The 15951-nt window shown below is 65.4% G+C and carries 15 protein-coding genes and 2 tRNA genes; 2 read left to right on the top strand and 15 right to left on the bottom strand.

The features are described from left to right. The first annotated feature begins 10 nt into the window (after positions 1 to 10). Both ACLSSQ_RS06610 and ACLSSQ_RS06605 read left to right on the top strand, forming a co-directional pair. Positions 11 to 97, top strand: a tRNA-Leu gene (locus ACLSSQ_RS06610). A gap of 244 nt (positions 98 to 341) precedes the next feature. Then, positions 342 to 428: transfer RNA gene (locus ACLSSQ_RS06605), tRNA-Leu, on the top strand. Between the two features lie 266 nt (positions 429 to 694). On the opposite strand, the gene ACLSSQ_RS06600 is transcribed toward ACLSSQ_RS06605, so the two are convergent. The 15 genes from ACLSSQ_RS06600 to rlmN form a co-directional block, all read right to left on the bottom strand. Beyond that, positions 695 to 2005 carry an adenylosuccinate synthase gene (locus tag ACLSSQ_RS06600; RefSeq protein ID WP_416244116.1) on the bottom strand — a complete coding sequence of 437 codons (1311 nt, stop codon included), beginning with the start codon at positions 2003 to 2005 and terminating at the stop codon, positions 695 to 697. A 5-nt stretch (positions 2006 to 2010) separates the two neighbouring features. Beyond that, the gene (locus ACLSSQ_RS06595) at positions 2011 to 3165 is read right to left on the bottom strand and encodes an ATP phosphoribosyltransferase regulatory subunit (RefSeq protein WP_416244115.1); all 1155 of its coding nucleotides are present in this window, start codon (positions 3163 to 3165) and stop codon (positions 2011 to 2013) included. Beyond that, complete coding sequence (locus ACLSSQ_RS06590) at positions 3162 to 3347, bottom strand: DUF2065 domain-containing protein (protein ID WP_014238145.1); 186 nt, start codon at positions 3345 to 3347, stop codon at positions 3162 to 3164. The genes ACLSSQ_RS06595 and ACLSSQ_RS06590 overlap by 4 nt, the downstream gene beginning before the upstream one ends. A gap of 20 nt (positions 3348 to 3367) precedes the next feature. Then, the gene (gene hflC, locus ACLSSQ_RS06585) at positions 3368 to 4246 is read right to left on the bottom strand and encodes a protease modulator HflC (RefSeq protein ID WP_014238146.1); all 879 of its coding nucleotides are present in this window, start codon (positions 4244 to 4246) and stop codon (positions 3368 to 3370) included. A gap of 12 nt (positions 4247 to 4258) precedes the next feature. Beyond that, complete coding sequence (gene hflK, locus ACLSSQ_RS06580; RefSeq protein ID WP_043798355.1) at positions 4259 to 5509, bottom strand: FtsH protease activity modulator HflK; 1251 nt, start codon at positions 5507 to 5509, stop codon at positions 4259 to 4261. Between the two features lie 71 nt (positions 5510 to 5580). Continuing rightward, the gene (gene hflX / locus ACLSSQ_RS06575) at positions 5581 to 6768 is read right to left on the bottom strand and encodes a GTPase HflX (RefSeq protein ID WP_130458810.1); all 1188 of its coding nucleotides are present in this window, start codon (positions 6766 to 6768) and stop codon (positions 5581 to 5583) included. Positions 6769 to 6857: 89 nt separating this feature from the next. Next, a complete protein-coding gene (gene hfq, locus ACLSSQ_RS06570; RefSeq protein ID WP_014238149.1) occupies positions 6858 to 7097 on the bottom strand; it encodes an RNA chaperone Hfq in 240 nt (79 codons plus the stop codon). An 83-nt stretch (positions 7098 to 7180) separates the two neighbouring features. Then, positions 7181 to 8566 (bottom strand): ribosome biogenesis GTPase Der, encoded by a 1386-nt coding sequence (der, locus tag ACLSSQ_RS06565; RefSeq protein ID WP_014238150.1) that lies wholly within the window; start codon positions 8564 to 8566, stop codon positions 7181 to 7183. Between the two features lie 21 nt (positions 8567 to 8587). Continuing rightward, complete coding sequence (gene bamB / locus ACLSSQ_RS06560) at positions 8588 to 9736, bottom strand: outer membrane protein assembly factor BamB (protein WP_416244114.1); 1149 nt, start codon at positions 9734 to 9736, stop codon at positions 8588 to 8590. After that, positions 9733 to 10407, bottom strand: coding sequence for a YfgM family protein (locus tag ACLSSQ_RS06555; protein ID WP_416244113.1), 675 nt, complete (start codon positions 10405 to 10407; stop codon positions 9733 to 9735). The genes bamB and ACLSSQ_RS06555 overlap by 4 nt, the downstream gene beginning before the upstream one ends. Beyond that, entirely contained in the window at positions 10407 to 11705 is a 1299-nt protein-coding gene (gene hisS / locus ACLSSQ_RS06550) for a histidine--tRNA ligase (RefSeq protein WP_416244112.1), read from the bottom strand. The genes ACLSSQ_RS06555 and hisS overlap by 1 nt, the downstream gene beginning before the upstream one ends. Before the next feature lie 69 nt (positions 11706 to 11774). After that, complete coding sequence (gene ispG, locus ACLSSQ_RS06545; protein ID WP_416244111.1) at positions 11775 to 13013, bottom strand: flavodoxin-dependent (E)-4-hydroxy-3-methylbut-2-enyl-diphosphate synthase; 1239 nt, start codon at positions 13011 to 13013, stop codon at positions 11775 to 11777. A gap of 3 nt (positions 13014 to 13016) precedes the next feature. Continuing rightward, on the bottom strand, positions 13017 to 13976 hold the full coding sequence (locus ACLSSQ_RS06540) for a helix-turn-helix domain-containing protein (RefSeq protein WP_416244110.1): 960 nt from the start codon (positions 13974 to 13976) through the stop codon (positions 13017 to 13019). Then, entirely contained in the window at positions 13973 to 14791 is an 819-nt protein-coding gene (pilW, locus tag ACLSSQ_RS06535) for a type IV pilus biogenesis/stability protein PilW (RefSeq protein ID WP_416244109.1), read from the bottom strand. The genes ACLSSQ_RS06540 and pilW overlap by 4 nt, the downstream gene beginning before the upstream one ends. Next, on the bottom strand, positions 14788 to 15891 hold the full coding sequence (gene rlmN, locus ACLSSQ_RS06530; RefSeq protein WP_014238157.1) for a 23S rRNA (adenine(2503)-C(2))-methyltransferase RlmN: 1104 nt from the start codon (positions 15889 to 15891) through the stop codon (positions 14788 to 14790). The genes pilW and rlmN overlap by 4 nt, the downstream gene beginning before the upstream one ends. Positions 15892 to 15951: the final 60 nt, after the last annotated feature.

The following is a 15951-nucleotide window of genomic DNA, read 5'->3' as shown; positions in this document are numbered from 1 at the left end:
TTCGACACCTGCCCAGGTGGCGGAATTGGTAGACGCACCAGGTTCAGGTCCTGGCGGTGGCAACACTGTGGAGGTTCGAGTCCTCTCCTGGGCACCAGGTTTCAGACATCAAGCCGGCTTTTGCCGGCTTTTTGTTTTTCTGCTTCCCGTTTGCACGGGTTTCCCCAGCCGCCACAATTCCCGCCAGCCGGGACGCACCCTGCCCTGCCATCCGCAAGGACGACATGGGGGCGACAGCCATGGCAAAAATCGGGTTCTGCAGCGACGGTAAAAAATTAATCATTTTTCCTCTTGCGGTAGTACCGCAGGCTTCATTATAATGCGGGCTCTTTTCGACACCTGCCCAGGTGGCGGAATTGGTAGACGCACCAGGTTCAGGTCCTGGCGGTGGCAACACTGTGGAGGTTCGAGTCCTCTCCTGGGCACCAAGGTTCAGGCAAAGCCGAAAATTCTTCAAGGATTTTCGGCTTTTTGCTTTTCCGGCCCCGCTTCCGCAACGGCTGCCGGTCCGGCACTCCCCCCTCCCCGCACCACCGTCCCCATTCGCGGCGGCAGAGTACGCACCTCCCGCAGTCGCAGGGCACGAATGCACCCGGCGATACTGGCTGCCGGCAAGCTTAAGGGGAGTTGACGACAATCAGGACGACACTCAGGTTAAAGAAAAAAGCCGGCGCTCTGACGCCGGCTTTTTCGCTCAGGCGGCGAAGGGATGCCGCTTGAGGATGGTTTCGTCCCGCTCCGGACCGGTGGAGACGATGTCGATGGGAATCTCGCACAGGGTCTGAATGCGGTCCAGGTAGGCCTGGGCCGTGGCCGGCAGGTCTTCCCAGCGCTTGGCGCCGAAGGTGGTTTCCTTCCAGCCGGGCATGGTTTCGTAGATGGGCTCGCAGCGGGCCACTTCGTCGGCACCGATGGGCAGCAGGTCCAGCACCTTGCCGTCCAGCTTGTAGCCGGTGCAGATGTGCAGCTCTTCCAGGCCGTCGAGCACGTCCAGCTTGGTGATGCACAGGCCGGTGACGCCGTTGATGCGGGCGGAGCGGCGCAGGGCGGCGGCATCGAACCAGCCACAGCGGCGCTTGCGACCGGTGACGGTGCCGAATTCCTTGCCCTTGGTGGACATCTGGTGGCCGGGACAGCCGGCGGTTTCGATATCCAGCTCGGAGGGGAACGGACCGCCGCCGACGCGGGTGCAGTAGGCCTTGGTGATGCCCAGCACGTAATGCAGCATGCCGGGGCCGACGCCGGCGCCCGCTGCCGCCTGGCCGGCAACGCAGTTGCTGGAGGTGACGAAGGGATAGGTGCCGTGGTCGATGTCCAGCAGGGTGCCCTGGGCGCCTTCGAACAGCAGGTTCTGGCCGGCCTTGTTGGATTCGTAGATGGCAGCGGAGACGTCGGCCACCAGGGGCTTGATCTGTTCCGCATTGGCCAGGGCCTGTTCCAGCACGGCTTCGTAGGAAACGGGCTCGGCACCCAGCATCTTGGTCAGGATGAAGTTGTGGTACTCCATCACTTCCTTCAGCTTGGCGGCGAAGCGCTCCGGGTTGAACAGGTCGTACACCCGCAGGCCGCGGCGGGCCACCTTGTCTTCATAGGCCGGACCGATGCCCTTGCCGGTGGTGCCGATCTTCTGGTCGGCGCACTTGGCGGCTTCCCGCGCCTTGTCGATGGCGGAGTGGTAGGGCAGGATCAGGGGACAGCCGGGGCTGACCTTGAGGCGGGAACGCACGTCCAGGCCGCCCTCTTCCAGGATCTTGATTTCGGCCAGCAGATGCTGGATGTCCAGCACTACGCCGTTGCCGATGTAGCACTGCACGCCGTCGCGCACGATGCCGGAGGGCACCAGGTTCAGCTTGTATTCGCGCTCGCCCACCACCAGGGTGTGGCCGGCATTGTGCCCGCCCTGGAAACGCACCACGCCCTGGGCGTTGTCCGTCAGCCAATCGACGATCTTTCCCTTCCCCTCGTCGCCCCACTGGGTGCCGACGACCACGACGTTCTTAGCCATACTGCTTAGTCCTTATTGATTGCTGCAATAATCCATTTGCCGTCCTGCTGCACCAGCCGGCGGTCGCAGGGCAGACCTTCGCTGCCGGCCTGGCCGGGCAGGAGTTCCACCACGGCCTCGCCTTCGGCCCGCAGACGGGCGATGGCGGCGGCCAGCTGGGCATCCTCGCCGCCGTAGGGCGCCAGGATGGCTTTTGAAACCTGGATGGCGGGGGCCAGGCGGGCCACCTCGCGCAAATCCATGGAGAACCCCGTGGCGGGACGGGCCCGGCCGAAGGCTTCGCCGGCGCCGTCGTAGCGGCCGCCCAGGGCCAGGGCGGTGGCGTAGCCGGGGCTGTAGGCGGCGAAAACGACGCCGTTGTGGTAATGATAGCCGCGCAGGTCCGACAGATCGAAACTGATGGGCAGGTCGCCGGCCTTGGCGGCCAGGGCCGAGAGCAGGTCCAGGCCGGCGTGCACCGCCGGCAGGTCGGGCAGCTGCTGCCGGGCCTTGGCCAGCACGGAAGCATCGCCATAGAGGTCGGGCAGGCGCAGCAGGGCGGAACGGTAGGGCTCGGGCAGGCCGGCACAGGCGGCCTGCAGGCCGGGGATGTCCTTGACCTGCAGCAGGGCGAACACTTCCTCGTCAGCCGCTGCCGGCAGGCCGGCGGCCTGGGCGATGGCGCGGAAGATGCCGACATGGCTCAGATCAAGGCGGGCGGCGGAGAGGCCAGCCCCTTCCAGGGCAGCAGCCATCAGACGAATGATCTCCAGGTCGGCCTCGACGCCGGCATGACCATAAATCTCGGCGCCGATCTGGATCGGCTCCCGGGTGCCGGCGGTGGCCGCCGGCAGGGTATGCAGCACGCTGTCGCAATAGCAGAGACGGACCACGCCCTGGCGGTTGAGCAGGTGGGCGTCGATGCGGGCCACCTGGGGCGTGATATCGGCACGCACGCCCATGGTGCGGCCGGACAGCTGGTCCACCAGCTTGAAGGTCTTCAGGCGCAGATCCTGGCCGGACCCGGTGAGCAGGGATTCCAGGTACTCGAGCAGGGGCGGCATGACCAGTTCGTAGCCATGGCAGCGGAACAGGTCCAGGGTCTGGCGCCGCAGGCGCTCGATCTTGGCGGCCTCTGCCGGCAGGGCATCGGCCAAGTATTCGGGTAGCAACCAGTTCATTTGAAAATCATCAACAGTATGAGGCCCGCGATCATGGCGGTGAGGCCGATGAAGCGGATCTGGCCGTCGCTCATGGCGATGAGGCGGCGAAACGTCTCGCGCCAGGCCTGGGGCGCGAGAAAGGGAACGACGCCTTCGAGCACCAGCATGAGCGCGAAGGCGAGGAGGAGATTATCGCCCATAGGCAGAACGACGGCCGACTTTACTTGCCGCTGCGGCCGACGTTCTTCATGTACTTGAAGAAATCGGAATTGGGTTCCAGCACCATGACATCGCTCTTGCTCTTGAAGGTGGAGCGATAGGCTTCCATGCTGCGGTAGAAGGCGAAGAACTCGGGATTCTGGCCGAAGGCCTGGCCGTAGATGGCGGCAGCCTTGGCATCGCCCTCACCCTTGATCTTCTGGGCATCCCGGTAGGCTTCGGCCACCAGCACTTCGCGCTGGCGGTCGGCGTCGGCGCGGATCTTTTCGGCCTCGGCAGCGCCCTGGGAACGCAGTTCGTTGGCCACCCGCTTGCGCTCGGCCTCCATGCGGCGATAGACGGACTCGCTCACTTCCTGGGGCAGCTCGACGCGCTTCAGGCGCACGTCCACGATCTGCACACCGATCTTGCGGGCATCCTGGTCGGCCTTTTCCCGCATGTCGTCCATGATCTTGTCCCGCTCGCCGGAGACCACGTCATGCACCGTGCGCTTGCCGAACTCTTCCCGCAGACCCGCGTTGACGGTCTGGGAGAGACGGGTACGGGCCCGGGATTCGTCGCCGCCGACGGAGATGTAGTACAGCTTGGGATCGACGATGCGCCACTTGACGTAGGAATCCACCAGCACGTTCTTCTTTTCCGAGGTGATGAAACGCTCGGGTTCCGGGGAATCCATGGTCAGGATGCGGCGATCGAAGAAGCGGACGTTCTGGATCAGGGGCCACTTGAAGTTGAGGCCGGGTTCGGTGATGACCGACTTGACCTCGCCCAGCTGCTGCACCACGGCGTACTGGCGCTGATCCACGGTGAACAGGCTGAGGGCCAGCACCACCACGATGGCGGCCACCAGGCCGCCGATAAGACCGAAGCTCTGTTTCATCTCTGGGGCTCCTTAGCGGCCGTCCCGATCCCGGGAACGCAGGGAAGCGTCACGGGAACGTACATCGTTCTTTTCCAGCTGGGGCGGAACGTCGTTGGAAATCGACACACCCCGGTTCACGGTGCTTTCAACGGCCTGGGCGGCCGGGACGCCGGCATGGCCGGGCGCCGCCACGGTTTCCATCAGCTTGTCCAGGGGCAGGTAGAGCAGGTTGTTGCCGCCCTTGGCATCCACCATGATCTTGGAGGTGTTGGCGTAGATCTGCTGCATGGTTTCCAGATAGAGGCGCTGGCGCGTCACCTCGGGTGCCTTGGCGTATTCCACGAGGATCTGCTTGAAGCGGCTGGCATCGCCCTCGGCGGTGGCGATCATGCGCTGCTTGTAGCCGTCGGCTTCCTGCAACAGGCGGGCAGAGGTGCCCTTGGCCCGGGGAATGACGTCGTTGGCGTAGGCCTGGCCTTCGTTCTTCTGCCGCTCCCGGTCCTGGCCCGCCTTCACCGCATCGTCGAAGGCTGCCTGGACCTGCTCCGGCGGCTGGGCATTCTGCATGGTGACCTTGGAAATGAGGATGCCGGTGTTGTAGCGATCCAGGATGTCCTGCATCAGCTTGGCCGCCTGGGCCGCCACCTGCTCCCGGCCTTCGTAGAGGACGAAGTCCATCTTGCTCTTGCCGACGATTTCCCGGATGGCCGTTTCCGAAGCCTGCATCACGGCCTCGTCGGCGTGGCGGTTGTTGAACAGGTATTCGACCGGGTCCTTCAGGTAGTACTGCACGGCGAACTGGATGTTGATGATGTTTTCATCATCGGTCAGCATCAGCGCCTCTTTCAGCACCTTGTTCTTCTCGCTGCCCCGGTAGCCCACCTCGATGGTGCGCACGCCGGTGAGATTCACCAGTTCGTGGGATTCGATGGGGAACGGCAGGCGCCAGCGCAGGCCCGGTTCCGTGGTTTCCTTGAACTTGCCGAACTGCAGCACCACACCGCGCTGGGAGGCGTCGACGATGTAGAAGCCGGAGGCCAGCCAGACCACGGCCACCAGGGCCGCCAGGAGGCCGATGCCGCCGCCGAAGAGCTTGGGATTGAAATCGGAGGGGCCGCCGGAATCGCCGCCGCCAAATTTGCCGTCGCCCTTCTTGCCGAACATGCCGGACAGGCGGCGGTTGAAATCGCGCCACAGGTCTTCCAGATCGGGAGGTCCCTGGTTGGGACGGCGGCCGTCGCCATTGCCACGATTGCCCCACTGGGGGTCGTTGAGCGACATCAGAAGTCCAATGCTAGAGATCATGTCGGGGAACTCTTATTGAGGGCGGTATGAGGGGCCGGTGATCCGGTCTAAACGTCTTGCACTGCGTCATTCGCACTGGCTGCCGCGGCATCGTCCGCAGAGGCCGCTGTCGTCATGCTGAGTGAATTATCCCTGGCAAACTCCGTCAGTGCCTGGCGCAACAAATCCAGGCCTTCGCCGGTCCTGGCACTCAATCGGACGCGGTGAAGTTTACCATACTCGTCCCGCTCCACAGCGGCGGGCAAGCCCGTAAGGTCGGCCTTGTTCCACACCAGAATCTGGGGTACCTGGTCGGCACCGATCTCGTGCAGCACCTTGTTGACTTCGGCAATCTGCTCCTCCCGGGCATGGGAGGCGGAATCCACCACATGCAACAGCAGATCGGCCTGGGCCGTGGCTTCCAGGGTGGCCTTGAAAGCCTCCACCAGGGCGTGGGGCAGGTCACGGATGAAACCCACCGTGTCCGACATCACCACGGAGCCCACTTCCGGCAGCCACAGCTTGCGGGAGGTGGTGTCCAGGGTGGCGAAAAGCTGGTCCGCCGCATAGACGCCGGCCTTGGTCATGGCGTTGAACAGGGTGGATTTACCGGCGTTGGTATAGCCGACCAGGGACACGTTGAGCACATCGCGCCGGGAACGGGCCCGCCGCTGCACATTGCGCTGGCGCGACAGCTTGGCCAGGCGCTCCTTGAGGCTCTTGACCCGGACGCCAAGCAGACGGCGGTCCGTTTCCAGCTGCTTTTCGCCGGGACCGCGCATACCGATGCCGCCCCGCTGCCGCTCCAGGTGGGTCCAGCCCCGCACCAGGCGGGTGGCCAGATGCTCCAGCTGGGCCAGTTCCACCTGCAGCTTGCCTTCGGAACTGCTGGCGCGCAGGGCGAAGATGTCCAGGATCAGGCTGGTGCGGTCGATCACCCGGCACTGCAGGGCCCGCTCCAGGTTGCGTTCCTGGGCCGGCGACAGCTCGTGGTTGAAAATCACCAGGGTGGCATCATGGGCGGCGGCGACGGCACCGATTTCCTGCACCTTGCCCTTGCCCACATAGGTGGCCGCATCGGGCGCACCCCGCTTGGCCACCAGCACATCCACCACTTCGGCACCAGCCGAGCTGGCCAGCAGGCGCAGTTCTTCCTGGGAATCCTCGATGTCGGGCTGGCCGAAATCCACCTGGATCAGGAGGGCGCGCTCGGAACCGGGGACCCTGGGGTCACCGGCGGAGGGACGATCAAACATGGATTAGGAGCAGACTGGCCGCAACCGGCCGAAAACGACGCGGCCCGCCGGTGATGCCAGCGGGCCGGAAATGCGTATGTGGGGAATGATCACGACTCGGCGCCGTTATCCTGCTGGATATTGACGGGGCGGGCCGGCACCACGGTGGAAATGGCATGCTTGTAGACCATCTGGGTCACCGTGTTCTTGAGCAGCACGACGTACTGGTCGAAGGACTCGATCTGGCCCTGGAGCTTGATGCCGTTCACCAGGTAAATGGAAACCGGCACATGTTCGCGGCGGAGCGTGTTGAGAAACGGGTCTTGTAAAAGTTGCCCTTTATTGCTCATGGCTGAAACTCCATGGTTCGTTGTTATGGAAAAAGCACTTTAATGGATTTTCCGGGGGAAAGCCACCGGGCAAACCCGTAGATTCAGGACTTTTTCTCGCGGTTTTTGTAAAAGGTGTCCCGCGGATTGCCAATCTTGCGCACTTCCTTGGTGGCGAAAGGATTGTGGCTGGTGTTGAACTGGACCCGCAGGGGCGTGCCCTGCAGTTTGAACACTTCGCGGAAGGTATGTTCCAGGTAGCGGCGATAGCTTTCCGGCAGGGAATCCAGGGCATTGCCGTGGATGACGATCAGGGGCGGGTTGGAGCCGCCCTGGTGGGCATAGCGCAGCTTGGGGCGGAAGATGCCACCGTGACGGGGCGGCGCCTGGCGGGCCACGGCGTCCAGCAGCACCCGGGTCAGCTTGGGCGTGGGCAGCTTGGCCATGGCGGCGGCGTAGGCCCGGTCCACGGAGGTGAACAGCTTTTCCAGGCCCAGGCCCTTGAGGGCGGAAATGTAGTGGAAGGTGGCGAAGCTGAGGAATTTCAGCTTGTGTTCCAGATCCACCTTGATGCGCTCGCGCCGGTAGGCGTCCAGGCTGTCCCACTTGTTCACCGCCACCACCAGGGAGCGGCCGGATTCGACAACGAAACCGGCGATGTGGGCGTCCTGGTCCGAGATGTCCTGGTCCGCATCCAGCACCAGCACCACCACGTTGGCGTCCTCGATGGACTGCAGGGTCTTCACCACGGAGAACTTCTCCACGGCTTCGAAGACCTTGCCGCGGCGGCGCAGGCCGGCGGTGTCGATCAGGGTGTACTTGCGGCCGTTGCGCTCGAAGTCCACGAAAATGGCATCCCGGGTGGTGCCGGGCATGTCGAAGGCGATGACCCGCTCTTCGCCCATGAGGGCGTTGATGAGGGTGCTCTTGCCCACGTTGGGACGGCCGACGATGGCCACCCGGGGCGTTTCGTCCTTGGCGTCATCCTCGTCCGGCTCGGGGAAATCGGCCAGGGCCATTTCCACCAGATCCCGCACGCCGTCGCCGTGGGTGGCGGAAACGGGGAACGGCTCACCCAGGCCCAGTTCGTAAAAGTCGGCGGCCACCACCGTGTGCTTCATGCCCTCGGCCTTGTTCACTGCCACCAGCACCGGGCGCTCCAGCTTGCGCAGCTTGTTGGCGATTTCCTTGTCCTGGGCGGTAATGCCGACACGGCCATCCACCACGAAGACCACGGCGTCCGCTTCGGCGATGGCCTGCTCGGTCTGGCGCGCCATCTCGTGGAAAATGCCGTCCTTGGCCAGGGGCTCGAAGCCGCCGGTGTCCACCACCAGATAGGGCTTGCTGCCCACCTTGCCGTGGCCATAGTGGCGGTCCCGGGTCAGCCCGGGCAGGTCGGCGACGATGGCGTCACGGGTCTTGGTCAGGCGATTGAACAGGGTGGACTTGCCTACATTGGGCCGGCCGACCAGTACCAGGGTGGGTTTCACGAGTAATGCTTTCTGCTTGGATTATTGAACGTCGAGGGCGAACACGCCGCCGCCCTGGGTCTGGAACAGCCAGCCGCTGCCGTAGCTCTGGGGCGCCGCCACCACGGCAGTGCCGTCGGTGGTGAAGCGGGCGCTGAAGGAGCCGTCATCCCGGTTGAGGAAGTGGATCACGCCCTTGACGTCACCCACCGCCACCAGGCCGTGGGCCACCCGGGGCATGGAGAGCTGGCGCAGGAAGAGCTTGTCCTGCTTCCACAGGGAGGTGCCGCGGAAACGGTCCAGGGCATGCACGGCGCCCTTGTCGTCGGCGACGTAGATATTGCGGCTGTCCATGGCCAGACCGGAGGCGGAGGACATGTCCCGGGCCCAGATCAGGTTGCCGTTGGTCAGGTCGAAGCAGGCGACGCGGCCCTGGTAGGCCACGGCGCACACCTGGGGACCGTCGAACACGGGGGGGCTGGTGATGTCGGCCACCCGGTCCAGCTCGGTGGTGCCCTTGGGCAGGGCCACGGTGCCTTCCCAGACGGCGGCGCCGTTCTGCAGGGACACCGCCACCAGCTTGCCGCCGGGGAACCCGGCAAAGACGTAGCGTTCGGAAATCACCGGCGGCGCCGCATTGCGCAGGGAGAGGGCCGGGTTGTTGCGCTGATAGACCCACTTGCGCTTGCCGTCGGCCGGATCGAAGCCGTAGAGGCGGTTGTCGCCGGTGCGCACGACGACGATGTCGGCGCTCACGGCTGCCGCCGCCAGGATGTCGGAACTGGCCCGGGCCTTCCACAGCTGCTTGCCGTCCTTGGCGTCGAAGGCGATGATTTCGCCCTTGGGCGTGCCCACCACCACCAGACGGCCGTCGCTGCCGACACCGCCGGAGAGGGGCTGGCCGGAGGAAACCTGCCAGGCCTGCTTGCCGTCGTCGAAACGGGTGACGCTGCCGTTGTTGGCGGCCACATAGACGCTGGAATCCACCACCGCCGGCGTGAAGACGTAGTCCTCGGCCTTGCCGGCCCGGCCCTGCCACAGGCTCACCACATTGACGCTGGGCTTGATGGTGTCCAGTTCGGCCATCTTGACCTTGGAGGAACTGGCGAAGGGATTGATCTTGTCCAGGGAAGAACAGCCGCCCAGGGCGGCTGCCAGCAGCAGGCTCAGGAGGGCGGGGCGGAATTTCACTTGGCCTCTCCCAGGGCATCGGCCTTCTGTTGCAGCACCTGGCGGTAGGCGGCGGCTGCCTGGGCATCCTGGGCACCGCTGCCGGCCTTGGCGGCGGCATCGATGGCGGCCAGGGCGTCGGCGAAGGCCTTGCGGGCTTCGTCCTTCTTGTCCTGGGCCAGGAAAATATCGCCACGCACTTCGGCATAGCGGGCCGCGAAGGCGGGTGCCGGCTTGGCTTCCAGCTGCTTCAGGGCCTCGTCGTAGGACTTCTCGTCGAGCAGCACGGCGGCCAGGCGCAGACGGCCCAGGTCGCGCAGCTCGTCCTTGCCGTTCTCGGCCACCCAGGCCAGCTGCACCTTGGCGGTCTTCAGGTCGCCGCCGTCGAAGGCCACCTTGGCCGCGGTCAGGGCGCCGAGGGCGGCGTAGGTGGAGCCCTTGTAGTTTTCCAGCAGTTCGCCGGCAGCCGCCTTGAGGCGCTGGGCATCACCTTCCAGGGCGGCCTTCTGCAGCACACCGAAAACCACGGCGGCCTGGGCCGACTGGCGGCCCTGGTACCAGTTCCAGCCCTGCCAGCCGGCAACACCGATGGCGGCGGCGAGCAGGATGCTGGTCACCAGGTTGCCGTGCTGCTTCCACCAGGTCTTGATTTCGTCGAGCTGTTCCTGCTCCTGCAAGTCGTAGACGGCCATTATTCCTCTTCCCAATCAATGATTGAATCCATCAGGGTGGCAGGCAGATCATCCACCTTCACCCGCTGTTGTTCGCCCTTCTCGCCGTCGGCGCTGCGCAGGGACTTGAGGCTCACCTCCCCTGCCGCCGCCTCGTCGTCGCCGATGATCACGGCGAAGGCAGCACCGCTGCCGTCGGCCTTTTTCATCTGGCTCTTGAAACTGCCGCCGCCGCAATTGAGGAGCACGGTCAGGCCGTTGTCCCGCAGCCCTTCGGCGACGCGGAAGGCGAGCCGGCTGGCGGCCTCGCCCTGGTGCACCACGTACACATCCACCGGCTCCGGATTGCCAGCCAGATCCTGGTCCTGGATCAGGGCGATGAGGCGTTCCACCCCCATGGCAAAGCCGCAGGCGGGCGTGGGCTTGCCGCCCAGCTGCTCCACCAGGCCGTCGTAGCGGCCGCCGGCGCAGACCGTACCCTGGGCGCCGAGACGGTCGGTGACCCATTCGAACACGGTCAGGTTGTAGTAGTCCAGCCCCCGCACCAGGCGCGGATTCACCGTATAGGGCTGGCCGGCGTCCCGCAGCACCTGCTGCACGCCTTCAAAGTGGGCCAGGGATTCGGCGCCGAGGAAGTCGATCAGCTTGGGGGCGTTGGCGCACAGCTCCTGCATGTCCGGATTCTTGGTATCCAGGATGCGCAGGGGATTGGTGTGCAGGCGGCGCTGGGAATCCTCGTCCAGCCGGTCGGCATTGGCCTGGAAATAGGCGATCAGCTCAGCCCGGTGCCGGGCCCGCTCTTCGGGCTGGCCCAGGCTGTTGATCTGCAGGGTGATGCCTTCCAGACCCAGGTCGTCCCACAGGCGGGCGCCCATGAGAATCTGTTCCGCATCCACATCGGGACCGGCAAAGCCGAAGGACTCCACGCCCACCTGGTGGAACTGGCGGTAGCGGCCACGCTGGGGCCGCTCGTGGCGGAACATCTGGCCCATGTAGTAGAGGCGGCGCGGATGCTGGGCGGCCAGGCTGTGCTGAATCACGGCACGGACGCAGCCGGCGGTGCCTTCCGGGCGCAAGGTGAGGTTTTCACCGTTAAGGGCGTCCTCGAAGGAATACATTTCCTTCTCGACGATGTCCGTGACCTCGCCGATGGCCCGCTTGAAGAGGCCGGTGGGCTCCACGACGGGCATGCGGATGGGGCGGTAGCCGTAGCTGTGCAGCCAGGAACGGACTACCTCCTCGAAGCGCTCCCACAGCTCGGCTTCGTCGGGGAGGATGTCGTTCATGCCGCGGACGGCTTGTAGTGTTTTCTGACTCATAAACCTGGTTTCATTATCGGGAAGGGCCGGACACCGCCCACAGGCGGCGCCGGCCCCGGTCCCTGGCAATCACGGATGCAGTTTGCGTTGGTAGGTACGGGCCACGTAGCGATCCACGATGGCCTTGAATTCTTCGGCGATATTGTCGCCCCGCAGGGTAACCGTCTTTTCCCCGTCCTCAAACACCGGGGCCGCCGGCACTTCGCCGGTGCCGGGCAGGGAAATGCCGATGTTGGCGTGCTTGCTCTCGCCCGGGCCGTTGACCACGCAGCCCATGACCGCCAGGGTCATGTTCTCCACGCCGTCGTACTCGGTGCGCCACTGGGGCATCTGGGCCCGCACGTACTCCTGGATGGTGGAAGCCAGTTCCTGGAAGAAGGTGCTGGTGGTGCGACCGCAACCGGGACAGGCCGCCACCATGGGGGTGAAGGCGCGCAGGCCCATGGTCTGCAGCATTTCCTGGGCGACGATGACTTCACCGGTGCGCTTGCCGCCGGGCTCGGGGGTCAGGGAGACGCGGATGGTGTCGCCGATGCCTTCCTGCAGCAGCACGCCCATGGCGGCAGTGGAAGCGACGATACCCTTGCTGCCCATGCCGGCTTCGGTCAGCCCCAGGTGCAGGGCGAAACGGGAACGGGCCGACAGCTCCCGGTAGATGGCGATCAGGTCCTGCACTCCGGAAACCTTGCAGGAGAGGACTATGTGGTCGGCCGGCAGGCCAATCTCCACGGCCTTCTCCGCCGACTCCAGGGCCGAGGTGACCATGGCCTCGCGCATGATTTGCACCGCGTCCTTGGGTTCGGGCCGCTTGGCGTTCTCGTCCATGATGCGGGCCAGCAGGTCCTGGTCCAGGCTGCCCCAGTTCACGCCGATGCGCACCGGCTTGTCGTACTTGCAGGCCAGCTCGATCATCTGGGCGAACTGCTCGTCCCGCTTCTTGCCATGGCCCACATTGCCCGGGTTGATGCGGTACTTGGCCAGGGCCTGGGCACACTCCGGATGGTCGGTGAGCAGGCGGTGGCCGTTGTAGTGGAAGTCGCCGATGAGGGGCACGGAGAGGCCGAGGCGATCCAGGTGCTCGCGGATCTTCGGCACGGCCGTAGCCGCTTCCGGCGTGTTCACGGTGATGCGCACCAGCTCGGAGCCGGCCCGGGCCAGTTCGGCCGTCTGCAGGGCGGTGGCGAGGTAGTCCTCGGTGTCCGTGTTGGTCATGGACTGGACCACCACCGGGGCATCGCCGCCGATGGTGACGCCGCCCACCTTCACGCCCAGAGTCGGGCGACGGGGAATGGAATAGGGATCAGACATGGATCAATCGAGGCTGACGCGGGCCACGTCGTCCTTGCTGCGAGGTTCCAGAGGCACATCCCGGCCCTTGTAGGTCAGCTTGACGTGGGAAGCATTGCCCACCACCAGGGAGAAGGGAGGCACACCTTCCACTTCCCGTTCGCTGCCGGCGGGGTTGAGTTGGGAAAAGACGATCTGGCCGCTCTTGTCCTTCACTTCGACCCAGGAGGGCTGCTCGAAGCGGAACTTGAAGCGGGCCTGGCCGGCGGCCACGGCGCCGCTGGGGGCCGGGGGAGAAACCGTGACCGGGGCGGGCGCGGGGGCGGCCACGGCAGCGGGAGCTGCTGCTGCCGCAGGAGCCGGTGCCGCGACCGCGGCCGCAGCAGGCGGCACAGCGGCAGCTGGCGCCTGCTCCGGGACCCCGGTGGCGGCAGCTTCGCTGCTGTTGCCCTCGGCCGGAGCGGCAGGCGGGAAGGCCTGCTCGGGCTCCGCTTCGGCGGCGGTTTCAGCGACGGGCTCGGGCTCCGGCGCGGACTGCCAGAAATCGGCCGGCACCAGGAAATAGGCGGCCACGGCGACCCCCACCATGAGGGCGGCGCCGGCCACGGCGGCCAGATCGCGGCGCTTGCCCTGGCCCGGCTGGGGCAGGGAGGCGGCGGAGGCTTCGGGCAGCACGATGTTGGGATTGTCCGGGGTCTGGGCCGCCTTGATCTGCTGCAGCAGGGGCGTGGCGTCCAGATGCAGCAGCCGGGCGTAATTGCGGATGAAGCCGAGGACGAAGGTCTGGCCCGGCAAGGCGTCCCAGTTGTCGCTCTCCAGGGCATCGACCTGGCGATAGCTGATTTTCAGCAACTGGGCCACATCGGCCACGGACATCTGACGGGATTCCCGCGCCTGGCGCAGGACGAGGCCAACACTGACCTCGGGCCGGGACTCCGCGGCGGGAGATTCCTCGGCCAGGGTTTCTTGAACGAGTTCGCTCATTCGAAATTGCCTTTCAAGAGGGCCTGGGTTTCCCGGGAACCCGGGAAACGGCGGCGCAACTGGGCGTTGTAACTGGCCTCTTCGACCCGGTCCCCGAGCTTGCGGGCCAGGCGCAGGCCCAGCCACAGGGATTCGGGAGTGGGATCGCTGGCCTTGTGGAATTCGCGCACCAGCCGGTAGGACTCGTCCAGGTCATCCTGGCGGTACTTGAGGCCGGCCATGGCCAAGGTGGCCTGAAAATCGTTGCGGGCGAGGCGCAGTGCCCGGAAATAATAGTTTTCCGCGCCTTTCAGGTCGCCGATTTTCTCCGAGCACCGGCCCGCATTCAGATAGGCACGCTCCGGCGTCGGGTAGAGCGGGTTCTTGATGGCGTTGTTGAAGTAGGCGATGGATTCCTTCTCCCGCCCGACCTGGCAGAGGAACCAGCCGAAGTTGTTGTTGATTTCGGGGTCGTTGCCGGCAAGGGACAGGGCGCGACGGAAGCTCTGCTCCGCCGCCTCGTTTTCCCGCAGGTCCATGTGCACCAGGCCCAGCACGTTGTGGGCCGGGGCATAGCTGGAATCGGCGGCGATGGCAATGCGCAGCTCCTCCAGGGCCGTGGCCAGCTGGCCGTCCTGGAAGTACAGGGCCCCCAGCTCGGTATGGATCTTGGCCGAATTGCGGGCATTGCCGGTGACCGTCATCTGGGACTGGGGACCTTCGGCCAGGGGCTGGCTGGAGGGGACACTGGGATTGCTGTTGCAGGCCGTCACCAGGGCCGCCAGGCAGCACATCAGAAGCGGGAGCGTGGGCAGCCGGAAGGGGGTCTTGCTCATGGTCGCATCTCCTGAATCGGGATGGTCCGCCGTTCGTTGCGCCGGGTCTTGTCCTGCACCTGACCGGCCAGCTGGCCGCAGGCCGCATCGATGTCGTCGCCCCGGGTCTTGCGGGTGGTGGTGACGACGCCGGCCTGGATGAGGATGTCGGCAAAACGGCGGATGCGCTCCGCCTTGGAGCGGCGGAAGGGCGATCCCGGGAAGGGATTGAAGGGAATCAGGTTGAACTTGCAGGGCACGTCGCGGGTGATGGCCAGCAGTTCCCGGGCATGGGCATCGCTGTCGTTCACCCCGTCGAGCATCACGTATTCGAAGGTCACGAAATCCCGCGGCGCCTTTTCCAGGTAACGCTGGCAGGCAGCCATCAGTTCCGCGATGGGGTATTTCTGGTTGATCGGCACCAGCTCGTCCCGCAGCTTGTCGTTGGGGGCGTGCAGGGAGACGGCCAGGGCCACCGGGCATTCATCCCGCAGGCGGTCCATGGCCGGCACCAGACCGGACGTGGAGACGGTGACGCGGCGGCGGGAAAGACCGTAGGCGTTGTCGTCCAGCATCAGTTTGAGGGCGGCCACGGCGGCCTCGAAATTGGCCAGGGGCTCGCCCATGCCCATCAGCACCACATTGCTGATGATGCGCTCGGCCTTGTCCGGGTGGCGGGGATCGACCCCCAGGGCCCGGTTGGCCTGCCACAGCTGGCCGATGATCTCGGACACGGCCAGGTTGCGGTTGAATCCTTGTTTGCCGGTGGAGCAGAAGGCGCAGTCCAGGGCGCAGCCGGCCTGGGTGGAAATGCACAGGGTGCCCCGGTCGTCTTCCGGGATGAACACCGTTTCCACCGCATTGCCGTTGCCCACGTCGAAGAGGAACTTGCGCGTGCCGTCGTCGGACAGCTTGTCGCTGACGATGGCCGGGGGCAGCACGACCGCATTGGCCTTGAGCATTTCACGCAGGCTCTTGGCGATGTCGGTCATGGCATCGAAATCGGCCTGGCCGAAGTGATGCATCCAGCGCAGCACCTGGCGCGCCCGGAAGGGCTTCTCGCCACGGGCGGCGAACCAGGCCGTCAGGCCTTCGGCATCGAAATCGAGCAGGTTTTGCATCTGGGACTCTGATTGGGTGAGGGGGAACAACGAAAAAGCGGGACCGTCAGACCCCGCTCA

It is taken from the genome of Azospira sp. APE16, from assembly GCF_047901315.1.
Taxonomy (GTDB): domain Bacteria; phylum Pseudomonadota; class Gammaproteobacteria; order Burkholderiales; family Rhodocyclaceae; genus Azospira; species Azospira oryzae.
Note: the sequence above shows the minus strand (reverse complement) of the source record. Positions and strands in the feature narration are given on the sequence as shown.